The sequence below is a fragment of the Amycolatopsis sp. NPDC006125 genome, from assembly GCF_040614195.1.
Taxonomy (GTDB): Bacteria; Actinomycetota; Actinomycetes; order Mycobacteriales; family Pseudonocardiaceae; genus Amycolatopsis_E; species Amycolatopsis_E tucumanensis.
On the sequence record NZ_JBEXTZ010000129.1, the window covers coordinates 1 to 19,830 of the forward strand.

The window sequence follows — 19,830 nt, forward strand, 5'->3', positions numbered from 1 at the left end:
CCCAATAAAAAAAACACAACGCCGTATCGCTTTTATATCTTGTTTGTGATTCTTTTTCCGAGGTGAGGTCTGCTTCGGGGGGGGGGGGCGGGGCGGGGGCGCCCCACCGCCGGTCGGCCGCACTGGCAAACCGGCTCGTCGGCAACCTCGACGGCGCCGCGGTGCTGGAAACCACGTTCGGCGGCCTGGTGCTGCGGTTCCGGCAGGTGGCGCGGGTCGTGGTGACCGGCGCGCCGTGCCCGATCCGGCGGGGCCGCCGCGGTGAGGCGATGAACGCGCCGTTCACCGTCTGGCCAGGCGAGGAGCTGACGCTGGGTGCGCCGACCTCCGGCCTGCGCACCTACGTCGCCGTGCGTGGCGGGATCGGCGTGGACAAGGTGCTGGAGTCCCGCTCGACCGACCTGCTGGCCGGGCTCGGCCCCGCCGCGCTGAGCGAGGGCGACGAGCTGCCGATCGGCGACGACGAGTGCGGCCCGCTGCCCTCGGTCGAGGTCGCGCCGGTGCCCGACCCGGCCGGGTTCGCGCTGACCGTGCGCGTGATGCCCGGCCCGCGGGACGACTGGTTCACCCCGGAGGCGCTGAAGACCTTCGCGACGGCGACCTACGAGGTGACCTCGGAGAGCAACCGCGTCGGCGTCCGGCTCACCGGCCCCGTCCTGGAGCGCGCCCGCGAGGGCGAGCTGCTCAGCGAGGGCATGGTGCCGGGCGCGATCCAGGTGCCGCCATCGGGACTGCCGCTGGTGTTCCTCGCCGATCACCCGGTGACCGGCGGATACCCGGTCATCGGTGTGGTGCTGACCGACGACCTGCCGGTGATGGCCCAGGCGCGGCCTGGGCAGACCGTGTCGTTCCGCCTCGTGTCCGCCGATCTCCCGGCGGCCGCCTGAAAACTCCCGGGAGCCATCCGTCAGGGTGGCTCCCGGGCTCCAAACCTCAGCGCCCGGCGAGTTCCCGCAACGCCGGCAACAGCGCCCGCAGCGCGCGACCGCGGTGGGAGGACGCGTCCTTCTCCGCCGGTTCCATCTCCGCCGACGTGCGGGTCTCCCCCTCCGGCACGAAGATCGGGTCGTAGCCGAACCCGTTGGTGCCGCGCGACTTCCGGATCAGCCGGCCGCGCCATTCGCCGCGCACCACCGTCTCCTCGCCGCCCGGCAGCACCAGCGCCGCCGCGCACACGAAGGCCGCGCCCCGGCGCTCGTCCGGGGTGTCGGTGAGCTGGGCGAGCACCAGGTCCAGGTTCGCCTGGTCGTCGCCGTGCCGCCCGGCCCAGCGGGCGGACAGCACACCGGGCATCCCGTTCAGCGCGTCCACCGCCAGGCCGGAGTCGTCCGCGATGGCGGGCAGGCCGGTGGCCGCGACGGCGTCCCTGGCCTTGGCTACCGCGTTCTCCTCGAAGGTCGCGCCGGTCTCCGGCGCCTCGGGGAACTCCGGCACGTCGGCGAGACCGACCACCTCCAGCCCCTCGACCCCCTCGGCCGCGAGGATGCGCCGCAGCTCGCCGAGCTTCTTGGCGTTGCGGGTGGCCAGCAGGACGCGGCTCACTTCGAGCCTTTCTTCTTGCCCGTGACCGGCTCCGGCAGCTCGTACGGGTACGGCTCGGCCAGCGCCGCCGTCTGCAGCCGGGTCAGCTCCGCGCACCCGGTCTGCGCCAGGTCCAGCATCTTGTCCAAAGTGGAGCGGGTGAAGGTCGCGCCCTCGCCGGTGCCCTGCACCTCGATGAGCGTGCCGGCGTCGGTGGCGACGACGTTCATGTCGACCTCGGCCCGCGAGTCCTCTTCGTAGGGCAGGTCCAGGCGCACGCGCCCGTCCACCACGCCGACGCTGACCGCGGACACCATGGCGGAAAGCGGTTGCGGATCAGCCAGCCGCCCCGCCGCCGCGAGCCAGGTGACCGCGTCGGCCAGCGCCACGTAGGCGCCGGTGATCGCGGCCGTGCGGGTGCCGCCGTCGGCCTGGATCACGTCGCAGTCGAGCTGGATCGTGTTCTCGCCGAGCGCGGCCAGGTCGATGCACGCCCGCAGGGAGCGGCCGATCAGCCTGCTGATCTCGTGGGTCCGCCCGCCGATGCGGCCCTTGACCGACTCGCGGTCGCCGCGGTCGTGCGTGGCCGAGGGCAGCATGGCGTACTCGGCGGTCACCCAACCGAGACCCGATCCGGTCCGCCACCGCGGCACGCCCTCGCTGACGCTCGCCGCGCAGAGCACCTTCGTGTTGCCGAACTCGATGAGCACCGAGCCGGCCGGCCACTGCTGGAATCCCCGCGTGATCTTCACGTCGCGGAGCTGGTCGTCGTTCCTGCCGTCTTTTCGCACCACGCGTGCAGCGTAGAACCCCGCTACTGTGCCTGTTCATGCGCGCCGCCTTCGCGACCCTGCTCGCCTGCCTGCTGTGCCTGACCGCCGCACCCGCCACCGCGTCCACCGCCACTTGCGCGGACTCGCTGACCTGCACCGCCGAGGACATCGACGGGATGACGATCGCGCAGCGCCTGGAGTTCGTGCGCGCGATGTCGGCCGGTCCGGCGGCGGAGGTCGTCCCCGGTTACGCGCCGCGGTGGCGCAACATCGAGGGGGTGCTGGAGTTCTTCGCCGACCGCGGGCTGGGCGCTCCGGGCACCTGGGTGTCCTATGTGGATGCCGGGATTCTGGAGGGCATCGAACGGGGCATCGCGCTGGCCCGTGGGGACAGCACGGACACCTTCGGCAACCCCGGTGCGACCTTGTGGGCGAGCTACCTCACCCGCCTGCGTGACGGGAAGCTGACGGCCCGTTCGGCGCACGACCGCGCGTGGAGCGAGGCCGAGCAGGCCTCGACCGAGTACGGCGTCGCGCTGGCCGAGCGGGTGCACGGCATCGCCGCAACTCCGGTCGAGGAGCGCTTCTACCAGTTCTCCGAGTTCTACCGGTGGACGCTGCGCAGCCGCCCGATGCTGCTCGACCTGCTGACCCCGCCGGTCGGCCCGGGCGACCAGCGGCAGCTGACCTTCCTGGACTGGTTCACCGACGTCACCAACGACGTGCCCGCCCACCGCGGCTCACACCTGGCCTACGACCTCGCCGAGTTCGACGCCCCGGGCGGCACGCTGAACTTCCTGGCCCTGTTCACCGCCTACGCCGACGCGCTGGCCGAGGACTACCTGCCGGTGTAATTCAGCACATGTTGACAAACTCGCGCCCGCGCGGAGAATTCATCGTAAGGTGAATTAGGGGGTGCGTGATGCTGCGCAGACTCTTGGCCGGCCTCGGGCTCGTGGCCGTCCTGGCGATCGTGGTCCTGACCCTGCGCGACCGCGTCCCCTCGCCCGCGGAGATCGGCGCCGCGCTCCGCGAGGCGGACCCCGGGTGGCTGGCCGTGGCGGCGGCCGCCGAGTTCGTGTCGATGGGGATGTTCGCCCGCCAGCAGCGGCGGCTGCTCACCGCGTTCGGCGTGACCCTGCAGCGCCGCCGGATCCTGGCCCTGTCCTACAGCCGGTCCGCCATCTCGATCAGCCTGCCCGCCGGCTCGGCGGTGTCCGCCGCCTACGCGTTCCAGCAGTTCCGGGCAGGCGGCGCGGACCGGAAGTCGGCCGCCGCCGTGATGGTGCTCTCCGGCGTGCTGTCGGCGCTGGGGCTGGCGCTGCTCTACGGCACCGGGGCGCTGGCCGCGATCCACCCGGCGGCCGCGGCGGCCCTCGTCGTGGGCGCGGTCCTGCTGGTCACGCTGGTGTCCCGGCAGTCGAGCGCGATCGCGCCCCGGCACTGGCTGCTCGCGCTGGCCGCGGCCACCGCGAACTGGCTCGGCGACCTGGTGTGCCTGATCGCGGCGGCCCGCGCCTTCGGCATCGGCCTCGGCCTGCTCGAACTGGCCACGGTCTACCTCGCGGTACAGCTCGTGCGGCAGATCCCGCTGACCCCGGGCGGCATCGGCGTCATCGAGGTCAGCCTGCTCACCGGGCTGGTCTCCGCGGGCGCGGCGGAACCGGCGGCCGCCGCGGCGGTGCTCACCTACCGGCTGCTGTCCTGCTGGCTGATCATCCCGATCGGGCTGGCCTGCTGGGCGGCGCTGCGGCGGGCCTCAGACGTCGTAGACCGCGCCCCGCTCGACGAGCGCAGCGCCGGGGAAGACCGCCCGGGCCTCGGCGAGGATGGCGTTCCGGTCGCTCCACGGCGCGACGTGCGTGATGAGCAGGCGCTCCACACCCGCGTCCCGCGCCAGCTCGCCCGCCTGCTTGCCGGACAGGTGCACGCCAGGCGGCCGGTCCGCGGCGTCGGTCCAGGACGCCTCGGCGAGCAGGACGTCGACGTCGCGGACCAGGTCGGCCAGTGCGTCGCAGGGCCCGGTGTCACCGGTGTAGGCGAGCGTGCGGCCGGCGTGCCGCACCCGTAACCCAAACGCCTCGGTCGGGTGGACCACCGGGATCGCGGTGACCTCGAACGGGCCGATCTTCACCGGCTCGCCGGACAGGGCGTGGAACTCGTAGACGTCGGACAGGTCGGTCTCGGCCAGCTCCGCCTCGTTCGGCGCGTACGCCATCGCCAGCCGGACCGGCGCGTTCGCCGGAGCGTGCACCGGGAGCCGGCGCGCAGTGGTGTCGTACGGCGGGGCCGGGTGGTAGCGGCGCAGCACGGTCAGCGCGCTGAAGTCCGCGCAGTGGTCCGGGTGCAGGTGCGACAACACCAGCGCGTCGAGGTCGAACGGGTCACGCCGCTGCTGCAGCTCGGCGAACACGCCGTTGCCGAACTCGAGGCCGAGCAGGAAACCGTCCGCTTCGAGCAGGTATCCGGACGCGGGCTGGCCCGGGCCGGGAACGCTGCCCGAGCAACCGAGGATCGTCAGTCGCACGGGACAACACCCTGCCAGCTCAGGCGCTGATCGGCGAGAGCACGCCGGGTGCGAATCCCATGAAGCGCTGCGCGAGCCGGACGAACGGCTCCGGCGAGCCGGTCGCGATGAACTCGTGCTGGGGCGGAACGTCCCGTTCGGCCAGCATGTCCTGTTCGGTGAGCACGCGGACGACGTCCTTCGCGGTCTCCTCGGCGCTGGACACCAGCGTCACGTCCGGCCCCATGACGATCTGCAGGACCCCGGTCAGCAGCGGGTAGTGCGTGCAGCCGAGCACGAGGGTGTCGACCTCGGCACGCAGCAGCGGTTCGAGGTACCCCTGCGCGAGGCCGAGCACCTGGCGGCCGGACGTGACACCGCGCTCGACGAAGTCGACGAACCGGGGGCACGCGACGCTGGTGACCGACACGTCGCGCGCCGCGGCGAAGGCGTCCTCGTAGGCGCGGGAGCGGATCGTGCCCTCGGTGCCGATCACGCCGATGCGACCCGTGTGGGTGGCGGCGACGGCCCGGCGCACGGCGGGCAGCACGACCTCGATCACCGGGACGTCGTAGCGCTCGCGTGCGTCCCGCAGGCACGCCGCCGACGCCGTGTTGCACGCGATGACCAAGGCCTTCACCCCGTCCGCGACGAGCTTGTCCAGCGCGGTGAGCGCCAGTTCCCGCGCCCGCGCGATGGGCAGCGGGCCGTACGGGTTGTGCGCGGTGTCCCCGACGTAGCGCAGCTGCTCGGACGGCAGCTGGTTCAGGATCGCGCGGGCGACCGTGAGGCCCCCGACTCCGGAATCGAACACACCGATCGGGGCCTCACGACTGCTCACGGCTTCGAGGGTACCGCCCGCTTCCGGCCCGCCCGCGCGGCGAACCAGGCGGCGAGAACACCGCCGAGCGCGCCGAACAGGTGCGCCTGCCAGGAAATGCCGGGCTGGCCGGGCAGCACGCCCCACAGCATCCCGCCCCAGCCGATCAACAGCACCGCGGCGAGCGCGATCTGCCAGAACGCCCGGTTGAACAGCCCGCGGACCAGCAGGTAGGCCAGCCAGCCGAAGGCGAGCCCGGACGCGCCGATGGTGATCGTGCCCGGTTCCGAGGTGAGCCACACCCCGATGCCGCTGACCAGCCAGATCGTCGCCGTGACCAGCGCCCAGCGGGCGATCCCGCTCGCCATCGCGAGGAAGGCGAACACCATGACCGGCAGGGTGTTGGCCAGCAGGTGCGCCCAGCTGCCGTGCAGCAGCGGCGCCCACACGACGCCGTCCAGCCCGCCGAGCGAGCGCGGCGCGATGCCCTCCGCGTCGAGCCGGTTGTCCAGCACGACGTCGACGCCCTCGACGAGGTACAGCAGCGCGGTGAAGGCGAGCACCACGAGCGCGGCGGTCTTCGGCTTCGCCGGCAGGACGCGCTTCGCCTGGTCGGCCTGGGGTGCGGGCAGCGTGCTCATGACTCCACGGTACGAGCGGCGCTGGTGTGCGGAATCGGGTGAAAACCCTGAATTGACACCGGTATTACCCGGCGGAAACCACGCTCCGTTTCGCTGGGGGCAGGTGACCACCACTGCCTGGAGGAACGCACGTGACGAGCATCTACGAACAGATCGGCGGGCAGGACGCGCTGATCGCCGTGGTCGACGACTTCTACGAGCGGGTGCTCGACGACGCCGAACTGGCTCCCTTCTTCACCGGCACCAACCTGCCGCGCCTGAAGGGCATGCAGGTCGAGTTCTTCGCCGCCGCGCTCGGCGGGCCTGACGAGTACCGGGGCCGGTCGATGAAGGACGTGCACCGCGGCCGCGGCATCGCCCAGCACCACTTCGACCTCGTCGCGAAGCACCTCACCGAGTCGCTGCTGGCCGCCGGGGTGCCGGAGGAGACCACGAACACGATCATCGGCGCGGTCGCGCCACTGTCCGCCGACATCGTCTCCCCCACCGCCTGAACGACGAAAACGCCCCTCTCCCAGCCGGGAGAGGGGCGTTTTCGCGTGGTTCCTAGGCCCAGAGCTGCCCGTCGAGGCGCTCGGCGGCCTCGTCCAGCGTGCCGCTGTACGCGCCGGTCGACAGGTACTTCCACCCGGCGTCGGCGACGACGAACGCGATGTCGGCCTTCTCGCCCTTCGCGGCGACCTTCTCGGCCACCCCCAGCGCGGCGTGCAGCACCGCGCCGGTGGAGATGCCGGCAAAGATGCCCTCGTGCTCCAGCAGCTCACGCGTGCGGCGCAGCGCGTCGTAGGCGCCCACCGAGTAGCGGCCGTTGAGCACGTCCGGGTCGTACAGCTCCGGCACGAACCCCTCGTCGAGGTTGCGCAGCCCGTACACCAGCTCGCCGTACCGCGGTTCGGCGGCGATGATCTGCACGTCCGGCTTCTGCTCGTGCAGGTACCGGCCGACGCCGACCAGCGTGCCCGTGGTGCCGAGGCCACCGACGAAGTGGGTGATCGTCGGCAGGTCCTTCAGCAGCTCCGGCCCGGTCGTGCGGTAGTGCGCGTCCGGGTTGGCCGGGTTGCCGTACTGGTAGAGCATCACCCAGTCCGGGTTCTTCTCCGCCAGCTCCTTGGCGCGCCGCACGGCCTCGTTGGAGCCGCCCGCGGCCGGCGAGAACACGATCCGCGCGCCGTAGGCCTGCAGCAGCTGCTTGCGCTCGGCCGAGGTGTTCTCCGGCATCACGCACACCAGGCCGTAGCCCTTGAGCTTGGCGGCCATCGCCAGCGAGATGCCGGTGTTGCCCGAGGTCGGTTCGAGGATTGTCGAGCCCCGGCGCAGCCTGCCCTCGCGCTCGGCGGCCTCGATCATGGCCAGCGCCGGCCGGTCCTTGATCGAGCCGGTCGGGTTGCGGTCCTCCAACTTGGCCCACAGGCGCACGTCGTGCGTCGGGGACAGCCGGGGCAACCCCACCAGCGGCGTGCCGCCGAGGGCTTCGAGCAGCGATTCGTACCGGGCCATGACCTAGCGGGCGCCGCCGGCCACCGCGGGCAGGATGGTGACCGTGTCGCCGTCCTTGACCTCGGCGTCCAGACCGCCGGCGAAGCGCACGTCCTCGTCGTTGACGTAGACGTTGACGAAGCGGTGGAGCTTGTCCTCCTTGACCAGGCGGGCCTTGAGGCCACCGTGGCGCGACTCGATGTCGTCGATCACCTCGGCCACGGTCTTGCCGGCCGCCTCGACCGACTTCTGACCACCCGTGTGCGTGCGCAGGATGGTGGGGATGGACACGGTCACGGCCATGGGTAACTACCTCCGCTTGGGTTTCTTCCAGGTCTGACGTCGGGCTGCCCGGCGTTTATTCCGTGATCTCCACGGGCTCTTCGGTGACGACCCCGTCGACGATCCGGTACGACCGGAACTCGTGCGTCTCGGGGTCGCGGGTGGAGACCAGCACGTAGTGCGCGTCGGGCTCGGAGGCGTAGGACACGTCGGTGCGTGACGGGTAGGCCTCGGTCGCGGTGTGCGAGTGGTAGATCACGACCGGGACCTCGTCGTTCGCGTCCATCTCGCGGTAGAGCTTGAGCAGGTCACCGGAGTCGAACTCGTAGAACGTCGGCGAGCGGGCCGCGTTCAGCATGGGGATGAACCGCTCGGGGCGGTCGGAGCCCTCGGGCCCGGCGATCACGCCGCACGCCTCGTCCGGGTGGTCCCGGCGAGCGTGGGCGACGATCTCGTCGACGAGTTCACGGCGGATCCGAAGCACGACGGACATCTTACGTGCCGGACACCGGGGGTTCACAGAGTGAGACTGCGCACGCCAGCGCGACGTCGTCCTGAGCGTGCGCGAGCCACTCGAGCGTGTAGTCCCGCTGGCTGACCGGGAGACGCGCCCAGGCGCGCCGGTCCCGCCACCGGGGGTTCCGCAGGTAGAGGACCTGCGCGTGGCCGAAAGTGATGATCCACGCCCGCTGCCAGGCCGCATCCAGGGTGAACGCGGTCGCGCCGGTCCACCCGCGCACCACGGCCCGGACCGCGGCGGTCACGCTCTCGCGCATCGCCGCGCCGTGGCGTTCCCGGAACGCCCTGGCCTCGCGGATGAGCAGGTAGGCGTCGGGGAAGAGGTCCTCGTTCCGGAGCCTGCGCCGACCGCGGTAGCCGGTTTCCAGCGCGGTCAGCAATTCGCCCGCGATGGTGTAGAGGCACTGGCCCACGTTCGGCGACATCTCGACCAGGACCTGGCCGCCGGGCAACGGCTGAGCGTTCAGGAAGTCCACGTCAGACGCCCTGCACCGTGGCGTGCAGACCGAGCACCTGCAGCTCGGCGACCAGCCCCTCGGCCTGCTCGCGCGCGCTGAACCGGGTGAGCTCGGCCGCCCCCTGGTGGTGCACGACGTCGGCGAACTCCATGCCCCGCTCGACCGAGAGCCCGACCACGGTGTGCAGCGCGAAGATCGCCGTCTGGTACGAGTTCACGTCGTCGTTGTGCACGACGACCGCCCAGGCCTTTTCCACGGCCATCAGATCGCTCCGGGACCAGCCGCGTTACTCGAACGCTTCCGGCCACACGTCGCGGTACGCGGGCACGCCCGCCACACCGACGGCGCTCACCAGCCCGTGCACACACGCCCGCGCGAAGACCCGCGCCGCCGCCGCGCACAGGTCGTCCAGGCCTGCCGCACGCGTGGTCACCCCGAAGGGGCCTTCGGCCGCCGGCAGGTCCCGCGCGCCCGTGGCCAGCGCGAACACCGTGTCGCCGTCGAACATCGAGTGCGCCGGGCGCACCGCGCGGGCCAGGCCGTCCTGCGCCGCGACCGCCAGGCGGCGGCACTCGGCCTTCGACAGGTCCGCGTCGACCGCCACCACGCCGATCGTGGTGTTCAGGTCCGCCTCCCGGCCGGGCACCGACGCCGCCCGCTCCGGCCAGCGCACGCCGAACTCGCCCGCGACCTCGTGATCCGCCGCGAACGGGCGGCCGCTGTCGAACGACACCGCCTCGCCACGCGCGTTGACCACCGCGAGCGCCCCGACCACGAAGTCGCCGACCCGCTCGCTCGCCGTGCCGACCCCGCCCTTCAGCGAGCCGACCGTCGCACCCGCTCCCGCGCCGACGCAGCCCTGCTCGACCGCGGTGCTCGCGGCCTCGCAGGCGGCGTACCCGAAGGAAGCGTCCGGCCGGTTGCCCCACGCCGACCGGGGCAGGTCGAAGATCACCGCGCCCGGCACGATCGGCACCACCTCGTGCGGCTCGACGCCGACCTGGAACCCGCGGTCCCGCTCGGCCAGCCACCGCATCACCCCGTCCGCGGCCGCCAGCCCGTAGGCGCTGCCGCCGGACAGGCAGATCGCGTCGACGTACCGGACCAGGTTCTCCGGTTCCAGCAGGTTCGTCTCGCGCGTGCCGGGCGCACCGCCGCGCTGGTCGACCGCGCCCGTCGTGCCTGGCGGCGCGAGCACGACCGTCGTCCCGGTCGCCCAGCCGTCCCCGATCCGGTGGTGGTGCCCGACCAGCACCCCGGGCACGTCGGTGATCACGCCGTCAGTGCCTGGACCAGGCTTTCCTGCACCCAGGTCAGCCAGTGGTAGACCCCGAGGTGGGGCGAGCGCGGGTCGTCCTCCGGCAGCTCGTCGGGCATGTCCTCGGTGACGTCCAGCGCGGTGCCCAGCGCCAGCCGGACGTCGTTCAGCGCGGACAGCCACGCGTCGGCCTGCTCGTAGGTCAGCTTCACGTCGCCGCCGTCGCGCGGCAGGGTCTCCATGACCACCGCGGCGACGCCGACCTTCGCGTCGACCAGCTCGGGCTCGTGCAGCGACCGCAGCGCGCTCGCCGAGTCCAGGACCTCCTGGCTGGGCGTGTCCGGGTCGATCTTGTGGTAGTCCGGCAGCAGGCGGGACAGCACCGGGTCGTCCGGCGACTGCGACGGGCCGGTGCGGATGCCGGTCAGCTCGGCCAGCGGGTCCTGCGGCGCCTCCTCGGCGCGCGCCCGCAGCATGTCCTCGAGCTGGCTCACCAGGCCGCGCAGCACCGCGGCTTCCTGCTGCTCGAACCCGGCGTGGATGCGGCCGCCCTTGCGCTGCCAGCCCCTCACGAAGTGTGCTCCATCGTCGCCCACAGTCCCGCGGCGTGCAGTTTCGTCACGTCCGCCTCGACCTTCTCCTTCGTGCCCGAGGACACCACCGCGCGCCCCTTGTGGTGCACGTCCAGCATCAGCTTGGTGGCGTGGTCGCGGCTGTAGCCGAACAGCTTCTGGAAGACGTACGTCACGTACGACATCAGGTTCACCGGGTCGTTCCAGACGATCGTCTGCCACGGCTGGTCTTCGGCGCCTGCCTCGGTGCCGAGTGGTTCAACCTGCGTCTGTTCGGATGCGACAGGCGTGGTCATGCGCCCCATGGTGTCACGGAACCGGCACGGCGTGGACCGGTGGTGGGTCTGTTCGGGTGATTCGGCCGAACGCGCAAGTACCTCATAGTCTGATCCCATGGGTTTCCCCGAGACGCACGGCAGCACGGCCCTGCTGACCGACCACTACGAGCTCACCATGCTGGGCAGCGCCCTCGCCGACGGCACCGGCGACCGCCAGTGTGTGTTCGAGGTCTTCGCCCGCCGCCTGCCCGCCGGACGGCGCTACGGCGTGGTCGCCGGCACCGGGCGCGTGCTGGAGGCGATCGCCGACTTCCGGTTCACCGACGCCGAGATCGACCAGCTCGCGGCCACCGCGGTGGTCGACGACGACACGCTGTCGTGGCTGGCGAACTACCGGTTCGGCGGCGACGTCGACGGATATCCCGAGGGCGAGTTGTACTTCCCCGGCTCGCCGATCCTCACCGTTCGGGGGACCTTCGCCGAGGCGGTCCTGCTGGAAACCGTCGCGCTGTCCATCCTCAACCACGACAGCGCGATCGCCTCCGCCGCGGCCCGCATGTCCTCGGCCGCGCACGGCAGGCCGATCATCGAGATGGGCGGCCGCCGCACGCACGAGATGGCCGCGGTCGCCGCCGCGCGCGCCGCCTACATCGGCGGGTTCGCCACCACGTCGAACCTGGAGGCCGGGCGCCGCTACGGCATCCCGACCCGCGGCACGGTGGCGCACGCGTTCATGCTGCTGCACGACAGCGAAGAGGACGCCTTCCGCGCCCAGGTCGAGAAGATGGGCACCGACACCACCCTCCTGGTCGACACCTACGACATCACCCGCGGCATCGAGACCGCGGTGCGCGTGGCGGGCCCGGAGCTGGGCGCGGTCCGCATCGACTCCGGCGACGTGGGCGTGCTGGCCCGCAAGGCGCGCGAGCAGCTCGACTCGCTCGGCGCGAAGGACACCCGGATCGTGGTGTCCGGCGATCTCGACGAGCACGCGATCGCGGCCCTGCGCGCCGAGCCGGTCGACGCCTACGGCGTGGGCACGTCGGTGGTCACCGGGTCCGGCGCGCCGACCGCCGGGATGGTCTACAAGCTGGTCGAGGTCGACGGCCGCCCGGTCGCCAAGCGCAGCGAGAACAAGGCCTCGCGCGGCGGCGAGAAGTCCGCGCTGCGCCGCCACAAGCCGACCGGCACCGCGCTGGAGGAGGTCGTCTACGCGGCCGGCCAGCGCCCCGAGGCCGGGGAGAACGACCGCGAGCTGCCGATCCCGCTGGTGCGCGGCGGCAAGCCGGTCGACGACCTGCCCACGCTGGAGGACAGCCGTCAGCGGCTGCGCGAGGGCCTGGTCAGCCTGCCGTGGGAGGGCCTCAAGCTCTCCAGCGGCGAACCCGCGATCCCCACCGTCTTCCCCCAGGAGGCGTGATGAGCAGGGCACTGATCGTCGTCGACGTGCAGAACGACTTCTGCGAAGGCGGCTCACTCGCCGTCACCGGCGGGGCCGAGGTGGCTGCGAAGATCACCGAGCACCTCGCCCGCGGCGGCTATTCGGCGGTCGCCGCGACCCGCGACTACCACATCGACCCCGGCGCGCACTTCAGCGAGAACCCGGACTACGTGCGGTCGTGGCCGCGGCACTGCGAGGCCGGGACGCCGGGCGCGTCGTTCCACCCCGCGCTCGACGTCGGGCCGATCACCGCGGTGTTCTCGAAGGGCCAGTACAGCAACGGCTACTCCGGGTTCGAGGGCCACACCGACGCCGGTGAGAAGCTCGTCGACTGGTTGCGCGAGCGGCAGATCACCGAGGTCGACGTGGTTGGCATCGCGACGGACCACTGCGTGCGGGCGAGCGCGCTGGACGCGGCGGCGGCCGGGTTCTCGGTGCGGGTCCTGCTGGACCTCACCGCGGGCGTGGCGCGCGAGACCGTGGACAACGCGCTGGAACAGCTGCGGGCCGCGGACGTGGATCTCGTGGGCACCCCGCGGGTCGGCTGATGCGCACCGTCCTGCGGAAGCACAACAACCGCTTCCGGGAGCGGCTGGCGACCGGCCGTGTGGTGGCGATCCTGCGCGCGGACGACCCGTCCTGGTTCGCCGACGCCGGCCAGGTCCTCTACGAGGCCGGGCTCGGCGTGCTGGAGGTCGACCTGACGACACCGGGCGCGCTGGACGCGATCGGCGTCCTGCAGGCCGAACTGGGGCAGGACGCGTTGATCGGCGCCGGCGGGGTGCGCACGGTCGCCGCCGTGGACCGGTGCGCCGCGGCGGGCGTGGACTTCGTCGCGACGACGGTCTTTTCGCCGGACGTGCTGTGGCGGGCGCAGGAGTACGCGCTGCCCATCGTGTGCGGCGCGCTCACGCCCACGGAGGTGGACGCGGCCTGGCGCTACGGCCCGGCCGCGGTGAAGCTCCACCCGGCGGCCACCGCCGGCGGGGCGCGGTACCTGGAGGAGGTCCAGGCCGCGCTGCCGGAGGTGCCGCTGGTGCCCGCGGGCGGGGTGGAACTGCCCGATGTGGACGCTTACCTGGCGGCGGGCGCTCTCGCGGTCGGCGTCGGATCCCCGCTGCTCGGCGACGCCCTCGACGGCGGCCGCCTCGACGAGCTGGGCAAACGGGCGGCCCGGCTGGCCGCGACCGCCGACCGCTACGCCTGAGCCGTCAGAGCCCGAACGGCGAGCAGCTCGCGGACCCGACGAGGATGTCGCCGGAAGCTGGGCCGCCCTGCGGGAACAGCTTGATGTGCATGGCGTTCGTCGTGAGGCTGCCGTCCGCGGGCACCGGCACGACGAGCTCGTTCAGCACGACCTCGGCCATCGGCGGCGCGCCCGGCGTCGTGCCCGGGATGGTGATCACGTGGTTCGGCGGGATGTTCTGCGGCACCGTGATGCCCGTGACGGTGCCCAGCGACATGTAGCCGTTGCTGCCGTTGGCCGTGGTGTTGCAGCCCGCGCCGAACGTCCTCGCCTTGATCACCGGCCCGCCGAACTGCTGCAGCACACTGGTCTCGAACCGCTGGCCGGTCACCTTCACGCTCGCCGTGCCGTCGGCGTTGCGGGTGCAGGTGGTGCTGCCCAGGCCGTACTTCGTGCGGGTGCCGACGGTGATCGGGTCGGTGCGGCCCTCCGCGGCGGTGTCCACGACGCACGGCGCGATCGGGTCCGCGTGGGCCGACACGCCGTCGACCGTGATGTCAACCGCGCCCACCGAACCGGCGCCGGTCGCTTCGGCCTGCGCCTGCGCGGTCGCCGGCGCGGCCACCACCGCCCCGAACAGGGCCCCCACCGCCACCATCCGCCTGGCCCGCTTCATGAGCCGCTCCTTTCGCCTGAGGAAATCCCTCCTCGACAATCGGCAGGACGTCCGGCCGGCCTGACCCACCCGGCCGGATGCCACCCGGACGAGTGGATCTCGATCTTGCCGGGAGCGGGGCGGTGGCCCGTTCTTGACGGTGGCCCCCGGTACCGTGTCCTGGTGGCCGTCCGTACTGCGTTCCCCGGTGTCAACGAGCTCCTCACGACCGCTGTCGAGGCGCTCGGCGGTGCGGAGCGCCCGGGGCAGGTCAAGATGGCCGAGGCGGTCGGCCGCGCCATCCGCACCGGCGAGCACCTGGCCGTGCAGGCGGGCACCGGCACCGGGAAGTCGCTGGCGTACCTGGTCCCGGCCATCCGGCACGCGGTCGAGAAGGACACCACGGTGGTCGTGTCGACGGCGACGATCGCGCTGCAGCGCCAGCTCGTCGACCGCGACCTGCCCCGGCTGGCGAAGGCGCTGAAGAAGCCGCTGGGCCGGATGCCGACGTTCGCGATCCTCAAGGGCCGCCGCAACTACCTGTGCCTGCACCGCCTCGACTCCGGCGCGCCGGAGGAGCCGGAGGACCCGGCCCTGTTCGACCCGTTCGCGGTGTCGCGGCTGGGCAAGGAGGTCACGCGGCTGCGCGAGTGGGCCTCCGACACCGAGACCGGTGACCGCGACGAGCTGGTGCCCGGCGTGACCGAGCAGGCGTGGCGGCAGGTGTCGGTCACCGCCAAGGAGTGCCTCGGCGTGGCGCGCTGCCCCATCGGCCAGGACTGCTTCGCGGAGCGGGCGCGCGGTGAAGCGGGCAAGGCGGACGTGGTGGTCACCAACCACGCGCTGCTGGCGATCGACGCGCTGCAGGGCTACCAGGTGCTGCCGGAGCACGACCTGGTGATCATCGACGAGGCGCACGAGCTGGTCGACCGCGTCACGTCGGTCGCGACGGGCGAGCTGACGTCGTCGGCGGTCGCGGTGGCCGTGCGGCGCTGCGGGAAGCTGATCGACGCCGACACGGCCGACCGGCTGCAGGAGGCTTCCGAGGGCCTGGCGATGATCCTGGAGGACATGCCGGCCGGGCGGCTGGACACGTTGCCGAAGGCGCTGGGCGGCGCGGTGGCCGCGGTGCGGGACGGCGCGCACGCGTGCCTGAGCGCGCTGGGTTCGGACCGCAAGGAGGACGTCGAGGAGGCCACGGCCCGCAAGCTCGCGCGCTCGCAGCTGGAGGAGGTGCACGACACCGCGGTGCGGCTGCTCGACGCGTTCGCCGAGGACACCGCGCATCAGCGGGACGTGGTGTGGCTGTCCAACGACAAGTTCTCGTTCAGCAGCAGGCCGCCGATGCTGCACGTGGCGCCGCTGTCGGTGGCCGGGTTGTTGCGGGAGCGGGTGTTCGCGCAGAAGACGACGGTGCTGACGTCGGCGACGCTGGCGCTGGGCGGCGCGTTCGACACGCTGGCGCGGCAGTGGGGGCTGCCGCCGTCGCAGGCCCGGGTGGTCGCCGCGGAGGGCGCGGCGACGGAAAAGGCCCCGCCCGCGGACGACGACGAGCTGAAGTGGACCGGTCTGGACGTCGGTTCGCCGTTCGACCACCGGCGCAACGGGATCCTCTACATGGCGAAGCACCTGCCGCCGCCGGGCCGCGACGGGCTGGGTGAGAAGACGCTGGACGAGATCGCGTCGCTGATCGAGGCCGCGGGCGGCCGGACGCTGGGCCTGTTCTCATCGATGCGCGCGGCGAAGCAGGCGACTGAGGAGCTGCGGGACAGGGTCGGCTTCCCGATCCTGTGCCAGGGGGAGGACACGACGTCGCTGCTGGTGACGAAGTTCGCGGAGGACCCGCGGACCTGCCTGTTCGGGACGTTGTCGCTGTGGCAGGGCGTGGACGTGCCGGGGCCGTCGCTGCAGCTGGTGATCGTCGACCGGATCCCGTTCCCCCGCCCGGACGACCCGGTGCAGTCGGCGCGCCAGCGGGCGGTCGAAGCCCGCGGCGGCAACGGTTTCCTGACGGTCGCGGCCACCCACGCGGCGCTGCTGCTGGCGCAGGGCACCGGACGGCTGCACCGCTCGGTCGGCGACAGGGGCGTGGTGGCGGTGCTGGACTCCCGCCTGGCAACGGCCCGCTACGGCGGCTTCCTGCGCTCCTCGCTCCCCCCGTTCTGGCCGACCTACGACCCCGAGGTGGCGAAAGCGGCGCTCAAACGCCTGGACGCGGCCGCCGGCTGACGCCGGGGCTCGCACCGCGCCCACCGACGCGAGCGCCACACCCAGCACCGCGAGCGCCACCCCACCGCCGCGAACCCCGCGCTCAGCGGCGCGCGTCAGCAGCGCGAGTCACCACCCCCGCCGCAAGCTCCGCGCTCGGCGCACCCGAGCCATCCCCCGGTGCGGGCCGAGCGCTCACGCGAGGGCCCGCGTCCCACTCGCCAGTCCCCGCCTGCCCTACCGGCGCGAGCAGCCGTCCGCCGGTCTAACCGGCGAACTCCTCCGTCACCGGGATCCCCTTCTTCAGCGTCCGCGACACCGTGCACAACCGATCGATGGCCCGGTCCACCGCGGCCACCAGCTTCTCCCGCTCGTCGTCCGGCAGGGTCGACAGGTCGACGTCGAAGAGCACGTGCACGGCGTCCAGCTCGGACGCGCCCTCGCGACGGTCGGCAGTCACCGCAACGCGCAGCGGCGCGTCCGTCCGGCGCGTGATCAGCTCCTCGGCCGTCACCGCGGCGCACCCGGCCGCCGCGATCTGCAGCAGCTCCGCCGGCGAGAACGACCCGGGCGCGCCCTTCCGCCCGATCCGCACCGACGCGCCACGCTCGTTGCGCCCGACAAACTCGTGCTCGCCCTCGCGGCGGACGTCCAGGCTCACACGCACTCCTCGATCGGGGTCAACGCCACTGGGCGAGGACCGTGACGGTCCCGGGGTCGACCTCGGTGAACCCGGCGTCCCGCACGGCGACGACCCGCCGCTCGCGCCAGGCCCCCGCAGGGTCGTCACCCGGGTGCAACTGCTTCCACTGGTCCACGGTCGCGGTCCGCACCGCGCACGCGTAGCCACGCTCGCCCCACGCGGCCAGTTCGTCGTCGCCGAGGAGCGACGCGAGGATCATCGTGCCGTGACCGACCTGGGCGGCCGCCTTGCCGACGGTCATCGCGACCTCGGGGTTGAGCAGCAGCAACGGCAGGTCGTCCGGGGCGGGACCGGGCTCGTCGGGCGGCAGGTCGCTGCCCGAGATCTGCAGGCGGCTGATCTCCTTCGGCACGTCGACCACGCGGCCCGGCACCAGCGCGCGGACCTCGGCCCCCTCGACCGACACGGTCACGCCGGGGAAGTCCTGCGCCGCGGCCCAGTGCGCGCCTCGCGCCCGGCGGGCGACCTTCCGGATGTGCCCGGACACCCAGTCGTGCACCGGCTCGTGCCACTCCCCGCCGGGCTGCGCGCGTTCGTCCAGGCAGACGGCGAGTGCCGCGGTGGCGGCGGCTTCGAGCAGCGGGGTGCGCGAGGGCGGTTCGGCCTTTTCCAGCCGCAGGATCACCGGCATCGCCCGGACCTCCTCGGGCGCGGCCTCCGGCAGCGCGGTCTCCTCCGCGGGCAACCCGAGCCAGGTGGCGTACCGGGCGGCCAGCGGGTCGAGAACGCTCATGGCCGGGCGAGCGAGAGGCCGTCGGCCGCGTCGGCGGCCTCGACCTCAGCGCGGCTGACGCCGAGCACGAACAACACGGCGTCGAGGTACGGGTGGGACAACGCTGTGTCGGCGACCTCGCGCAGCGCGGGCTTCGCGTTGAACGCGACCCCCATGCCGGCCGCCTTGAGCATGTCGATGTCGTTGGCGCCGTCGCCGACCGCCACGCACTGGGCGAGCGGGATGCCGTAGTGGTCGGCGAACCGGCGCAGCGCCGTCGCCTTCCCGGCCCGGTCGATGATCTCGCCGACGACCCGGCCGGTGAGCTTGCCGCCGACGACCTCCAGCTCGTTGGCCGCGACGAAGTCGAGCCCGAGCTGGTCGGCGATCGGCTGGATGATCCGCGTGAACCCGCCGGACACGACACCGCAGCGGAACCCAAGCCGCTTGAGCGTCCGGACCGTGGTGCGCGCGCCCGGGGTCAGCTGAATCTGCTCGCCCACCTCGTCGAGCACCGACTCGGGCAGCCCGGCCAGCAGGCCGACCCGCCGTTCGAGCGACTCGGTGAAGTTCAGCTCGCCACGCATGGCGGCCTCGGTGATCTCGCGGACCTTCGGCTCGACCCCGGCGTGCGCGGCCAGCATCTCGATGACCTCACCCTGGATGAGGGTCGAGTCCACGTCGAACACGATCAGGCGCTTGGCCCGCCGCGCGAGCCCGCCGCGCTCGATGGCGATGTCCACGCCGCCGGCGGACGCGACGTCCGCGACCGCGGCCCGCAGCTCGGTGTCGGCCTGCTCGGTGTCCTCGGCGACCGACAGGTGCACCTCGAGCCCGGTGACCGGGTAGTCGGCGATGCGCCGGATCGCGTCGATGTTGGCCCCGAGCGCGGCCAGCCTGCCCGCGAAGTCGGTGAACGCGCGGGCGGTCAACGGCCGCCCGAGGATCACGGCGACGTGCGTCGAGCCCTGCCGGGCGGGGGCGAACGGGTCCTCCCCGATCTCGTCCCCGATCCGGACGTCGACGTGCATCGCGACGCTGGCCATCGCCTGCTCGACGGACTCCTGCAGGCCCTCCGGGTCGTCGGCCACCGCGACCAGCACACCGAGGGTGAGCCGGCCGCGGATGACGACCTGTTCGACGTCGAGCATCTCGACGCCGTGCCGCGTGAGAGCGGCGAAGAGCACCGACGTGACGCCCGGCTTGTCCGGACCGGTCGTCGTGATCAGCACTGGCGTCATGGTCTCGTTCCTACCCGGACGCCGCGGATCACTGCTCGCTCGCGTTGTCCTTGTCGTGGTCGCCCGGGATGACCGCGTCGGTGAGGGCCTGCGACGGGGCCTTGACCCCGGCGTGGACCTTCGGCTTGCCGAAGAAGCCGATCTCACCCTCGTGGTGCATCCGCTCGACCATGTGCGGGTAGTGCAGCTCGAACGCCGGGCGCTCGGAACGGATCCGGGGCAGCTCGGTGAAGTTGTGCCGCGGCGGCGGGCACGAGGTGGCCCACTCCAGCGAGTTGCCGTAGCCCCACGGGTCGTCCACCGTGACGAGCTCGCCGTAGCGGTAGCTCTTGAACACGTTGTAGATGAACGGCAGGGTCGACGCGCCCAGGATGTAGGCGCCGATCGTCGAGATCGTGTTCAGCGTGGTGAAGCCGTCGCTGGCCAGGTAGTCGGCGTAGCGGCGCGGCATGCCCTCCGCGCCCAGCCAGTGCTGCACCAGGAAGGTGGCGTGGAAGCCGAGGAACGTGGTCCAGAAGTGCAGCTTGCCCAGCTTCTCGTCCAGCATCCGCCCGGTGATCTTCGGGAACCAGAAGTAGAT

At 72.5% G+C, this 19,830-nt stretch carries 25 protein-coding genes and 1 pseudogene; 8 read left to right on the forward strand and 18 right to left on the reverse strand.

Annotated elements, in window-relative coordinates; all coding sequences use genetic code 11:
• The first annotated feature begins 62 nt into the window (after positions 1–62).
• Positions 63–887: a biotin-dependent carboxyltransferase family protein gene (locus ABZ193_RS38765; protein WP_354713664.1), complete on the forward strand. Its 825-nt coding sequence runs from the start codon at positions 63–65 to the stop codon at positions 885–887.
• A gap of 46 nt (positions 888–933) precedes the next feature.
• On the opposite strand, the gene rdgB is transcribed toward ABZ193_RS38765, so the two are convergent.
• Positions 934–1,542, reverse strand: a complete 609-nt coding sequence (rdgB, locus tag ABZ193_RS38770; RefSeq protein ID WP_020422445.1) for an RdgB/HAM1 family non-canonical purine NTP pyrophosphatase — start codon at positions 1,540–1,542, stop codon at positions 934–936.
• Positions 1,539–2,315: a ribonuclease PH gene (gene rph, locus ABZ193_RS38775; protein ID WP_020422444.1), complete on the reverse strand. Its 777-nt coding sequence runs from the start codon at positions 2,313–2,315 to the stop codon at positions 1,539–1,541. Before rph ends, rdgB begins: the two co-directional genes overlap by 4 nt.
• A gap of 35 nt (positions 2,316–2,350) precedes the next feature.
• On the opposite strand from rph, the gene ABZ193_RS38780 reads away from it, so the two are divergent.
• Positions 2,351–3,148, forward strand: a complete 798-nt coding sequence (locus ABZ193_RS38780) for a hypothetical protein (protein ID WP_020422443.1) — start codon at positions 2,351–2,353, stop codon at positions 3,146–3,148.
• Between the two features lie 68 nt (positions 3,149–3,216).
• Positions 3,217–4,029, forward strand: a pseudogene (locus ABZ193_RS38785) (lysylphosphatidylglycerol synthase transmembrane domain-containing protein); the annotation flags it as partial.
• A gap of 24 nt (positions 4,030–4,053) precedes the next feature.
• Here ABZ193_RS38785 and ABZ193_RS38790 read toward each other — a convergent pair.
• From ABZ193_RS38790 to ABZ193_RS38800, 3 genes are read right to left on the reverse strand one after another with little or no spacing between them, the layout of a single operon-like run.
• Complete coding sequence (locus ABZ193_RS38790) at positions 4,054–4,821, reverse strand: MBL fold metallo-hydrolase (RefSeq protein ID WP_027936524.1); 768 nt, start codon at positions 4,819–4,821, stop codon at positions 4,054–4,056.
• A 19-nt stretch (positions 4,822–4,840) separates the two neighbouring features.
• Positions 4,841–5,641, reverse strand: coding sequence for a glutamate racemase (gene murI, locus ABZ193_RS38795; protein WP_020422440.1), 801 nt, complete (start codon positions 5,639–5,641; stop codon positions 4,841–4,843).
• On the reverse strand, positions 5,638–6,261 hold the full coding sequence (locus ABZ193_RS38800; protein WP_020422439.1) for a rhomboid family intramembrane serine protease: 624 nt from the start codon (positions 6,259–6,261) through the stop codon (positions 5,638–5,640). Before ABZ193_RS38800 ends, murI begins: the two co-directional genes overlap by 4 nt.
• A gap of 131 nt (positions 6,262–6,392) precedes the next feature.
• On the opposite strand from ABZ193_RS38800, the gene ABZ193_RS38805 reads away from it, so the two are divergent.
• A complete protein-coding gene (locus ABZ193_RS38805; protein WP_020422438.1) occupies positions 6,393–6,755 on the forward strand; it encodes a group 1 truncated hemoglobin in 363 nt (120 codons plus the stop codon).
• Positions 6,756–6,807: 52 nt separating this feature from the next.
• On the opposite strand, the gene ABZ193_RS38810 is transcribed toward ABZ193_RS38805, so the two are convergent.
• The 8 genes from ABZ193_RS38810 to clpS are packed head-to-tail and all read right to left on the reverse strand — an operon-like array spanning position 6,808 to position 11,122.
• A complete protein-coding gene (locus tag ABZ193_RS38810; RefSeq protein WP_020422437.1) occupies positions 6,808–7,758 on the reverse strand; it encodes a cysteine synthase in 951 nt (316 codons plus the stop codon).
• A 3-nt stretch (positions 7,759–7,761) separates the two neighbouring features.
• A complete protein-coding gene (locus tag ABZ193_RS38815; protein ID WP_017987368.1) occupies positions 7,762–8,040 on the reverse strand; it encodes a MoaD/ThiS family protein in 279 nt (92 codons plus the stop codon).
• Between the two features lie 55 nt (positions 8,041–8,095).
• Positions 8,096–8,512: a M67 family metallopeptidase gene (locus tag ABZ193_RS38820; protein ID WP_017987367.1), complete on the reverse strand. Its 417-nt coding sequence runs from the start codon at positions 8,510–8,512 to the stop codon at positions 8,096–8,098.
• A gap of 1 nt (position 8,513) precedes the next feature.
• Positions 8,514–9,014 (reverse strand): hypothetical protein, encoded by a 501-nt coding sequence (locus ABZ193_RS38825; RefSeq protein WP_020422436.1) that lies wholly within the window; start codon positions 9,012–9,014, stop codon positions 8,514–8,516.
• Between the two features lies 1 nt (position 9,015).
• Positions 9,016–9,258, reverse strand: a complete 243-nt coding sequence (locus ABZ193_RS38830) for an ATP-dependent Clp protease adaptor ClpS (RefSeq protein WP_020422435.1) — start codon at positions 9,256–9,258, stop codon at positions 9,016–9,018.
• A gap of 24 nt (positions 9,259–9,282) precedes the next feature.
• Positions 9,283–10,272, reverse strand: coding sequence for a P1 family peptidase (locus tag ABZ193_RS38835; protein ID WP_020422434.1), 990 nt, complete (start codon positions 10,270–10,272; stop codon positions 9,283–9,285).
• On the reverse strand, positions 10,269–10,826 hold the full coding sequence (locus tag ABZ193_RS38840) for a DUF2017 domain-containing protein (RefSeq protein ID WP_020422433.1): 558 nt from the start codon (positions 10,824–10,826) through the stop codon (positions 10,269–10,271). Before ABZ193_RS38840 ends, ABZ193_RS38835 begins: the two co-directional genes overlap by 4 nt.
• Complete coding sequence (clpS, locus tag ABZ193_RS38845; RefSeq protein WP_017987362.1) at positions 10,823–11,122, reverse strand: ATP-dependent Clp protease adapter ClpS; 300 nt, start codon at positions 11,120–11,122, stop codon at positions 10,823–10,825. Before clpS ends, ABZ193_RS38840 begins: the two co-directional genes overlap by 4 nt.
• Before the next feature lie 97 nt (positions 11,123–11,219).
• On the opposite strand from clpS, the gene ABZ193_RS38850 reads away from it, so the two are divergent.
• From ABZ193_RS38850 to ABZ193_RS38860, 3 genes are read left to right on the forward strand one after another with little or no spacing between them, the layout of a single operon-like run.
• Positions 11,220–12,524 (forward strand): nicotinate phosphoribosyltransferase, encoded by a 1,305-nt coding sequence (locus ABZ193_RS38850; RefSeq protein WP_020422432.1) that lies wholly within the window; start codon positions 11,220–11,222, stop codon positions 12,522–12,524.
• Positions 12,524–13,093, forward strand: a complete 570-nt coding sequence (locus tag ABZ193_RS38855; RefSeq protein ID WP_354713669.1) for an isochorismatase family protein — start codon at positions 12,524–12,526, stop codon at positions 13,091–13,093. The genes ABZ193_RS38850 and ABZ193_RS38855 overlap by 1 nt, the downstream gene beginning before the upstream one ends.
• Positions 13,093–13,752 carry a bifunctional 4-hydroxy-2-oxoglutarate aldolase/2-dehydro-3-deoxy-phosphogluconate aldolase gene (locus tag ABZ193_RS38860; protein ID WP_020422430.1) on the forward strand — a complete coding sequence of 220 codons (660 nt, stop codon included), beginning with the start codon at positions 13,093–13,095 and terminating at the stop codon, positions 13,750–13,752. The genes ABZ193_RS38855 and ABZ193_RS38860 overlap by 1 nt, the downstream gene beginning before the upstream one ends.
• 4 nt (positions 13,753–13,756) lie before the next feature.
• Here ABZ193_RS38860 and ABZ193_RS38865 read toward each other — a convergent pair whose 3' ends face one another.
• On the reverse strand, positions 13,757–14,407 hold the full coding sequence (locus ABZ193_RS38865) for a choice-of-anchor P family protein (RefSeq protein ID WP_020422429.1): 651 nt from the start codon (positions 14,405–14,407) through the stop codon (positions 13,757–13,759).
• A 162-nt stretch (positions 14,408–14,569) separates the two neighbouring features.
• Here ABZ193_RS38865 and ABZ193_RS38870 point away from each other — a divergent pair, with 162 nt between their 5' ends.
• Complete coding sequence (locus tag ABZ193_RS38870; protein WP_354713672.1) at positions 14,570–16,615, forward strand: ATP-dependent DNA helicase; 2,046 nt, start codon at positions 14,570–14,572, stop codon at positions 16,613–16,615.
• Positions 16,616–16,859: 244 nt separating this feature from the next.
• Here the strand turns inward: ABZ193_RS38870 and ABZ193_RS38875 are convergent, their stop codons facing one another.
• The 4 genes from ABZ193_RS38875 to ABZ193_RS38890 all read right to left on the reverse strand — a co-directional run.
• The gene (locus tag ABZ193_RS38875; RefSeq protein WP_237339951.1) at positions 16,860–17,255 is read right to left on the reverse strand and encodes an OsmC family protein; all 396 of its coding nucleotides are present in this window, start codon (positions 17,253–17,255) and stop codon (positions 16,860–16,862) included.
• Between the two features lie 19 nt (positions 17,256–17,274).
• Positions 17,275–18,030, reverse strand: a complete 756-nt coding sequence (locus tag ABZ193_RS38880; protein ID WP_354713674.1) for a peptidyl-tRNA hydrolase — start codon at positions 18,028–18,030, stop codon at positions 17,275–17,277.
• A complete protein-coding gene (gene serB, locus ABZ193_RS38885) occupies positions 18,027–19,250 on the reverse strand; it encodes a phosphoserine phosphatase SerB (RefSeq protein WP_354713676.1) in 1,224 nt (407 codons plus the stop codon). The genes ABZ193_RS38880 and serB overlap by 4 nt, the downstream gene beginning before the upstream one ends.
• A 28-nt stretch (positions 19,251–19,278) precedes the next feature.
• The coding region (locus ABZ193_RS38890) for a cbb3-type cytochrome c oxidase subunit I (protein ID WP_354713678.1) at positions 19,279–19,830 on the reverse strand (552 nt) is incomplete at its 5' end.

Bases quoted from the DNA above. Each gene is read 5' to 3' on its own strand.
- ABZ193_RS38850 (WP_020422432.1), top strand. From the start codon at position 11,220: ATGGGTTTCCCCGAGACGCACGGCAGCACGGCCCTGCTGACCGACCAC.
- clpS (WP_017987362.1), bottom strand. From the start codon at position 11,122: ATGACCACGCCTGTCGCATCCGAACAGACGCAGGTTGAACCACTCGGC.
- ABZ193_RS38810 (WP_020422437.1), bottom strand. From the start codon at position 7,758: ATGGCCCGGTACGAATCGCTGCTCGAAGCCCTCGGCGGCACGCCGCTG.
- ABZ193_RS38880 (WP_354713674.1), bottom strand. From the start codon at position 18,030: ATGAGCGTTCTCGACCCGCTGGCCGCCCGGTACGCCACCTGGCTCGGG.
- ABZ193_RS38800 (WP_020422439.1), bottom strand. From the start codon at position 6,261: ATGAGCACGCTGCCCGCACCCCAGGCCGACCAGGCGAAGCGCGTCCTG.
- ABZ193_RS38830 (WP_020422435.1), bottom strand. From the start codon at position 9,258: ATGGCCGTGGAAAAGGCCTGGGCGGTCGTCGTGCACAACGACGACGTG.
- ABZ193_RS38815 (WP_017987368.1), bottom strand. From the start codon at position 8,040: ATGGCCGTGACCGTGTCCATCCCCACCATCCTGCGCACGCACACGGGT.
- serB (WP_354713676.1), bottom strand. From the start codon at position 19,250: ATGACGCCAGTGCTGATCACGACGACCGGTCCGGACAAGCCGGGCGTC.
- ABZ193_RS38780 (WP_020422443.1), top strand. From the start codon at position 2,351: ATGCGCGCCGCCTTCGCGACCCTGCTCGCCTGCCTGCTGTGCCTGACC.
- ABZ193_RS38820 (WP_017987367.1), bottom strand. From the start codon at position 8,512: ATGTCCGTCGTGCTTCGGATCCGCCGTGAACTCGTCGACGAGATCGTC.
- ABZ193_RS38855 (WP_354713669.1), top strand. From the start codon at position 12,524: ATGAGCAGGGCACTGATCGTCGTCGACGTGCAGAACGACTTCTGCGAA.
- ABZ193_RS38860 (WP_020422430.1), top strand. From the start codon at position 13,093: ATGCGCACCGTCCTGCGGAAGCACAACAACCGCTTCCGGGAGCGGCTG.
- ABZ193_RS38865 (WP_020422429.1), bottom strand. From the start codon at position 14,407: ATGAAGCGGGCCAGGCGGATGGTGGCGGTGGGGGCCCTGTTCGGGGCG.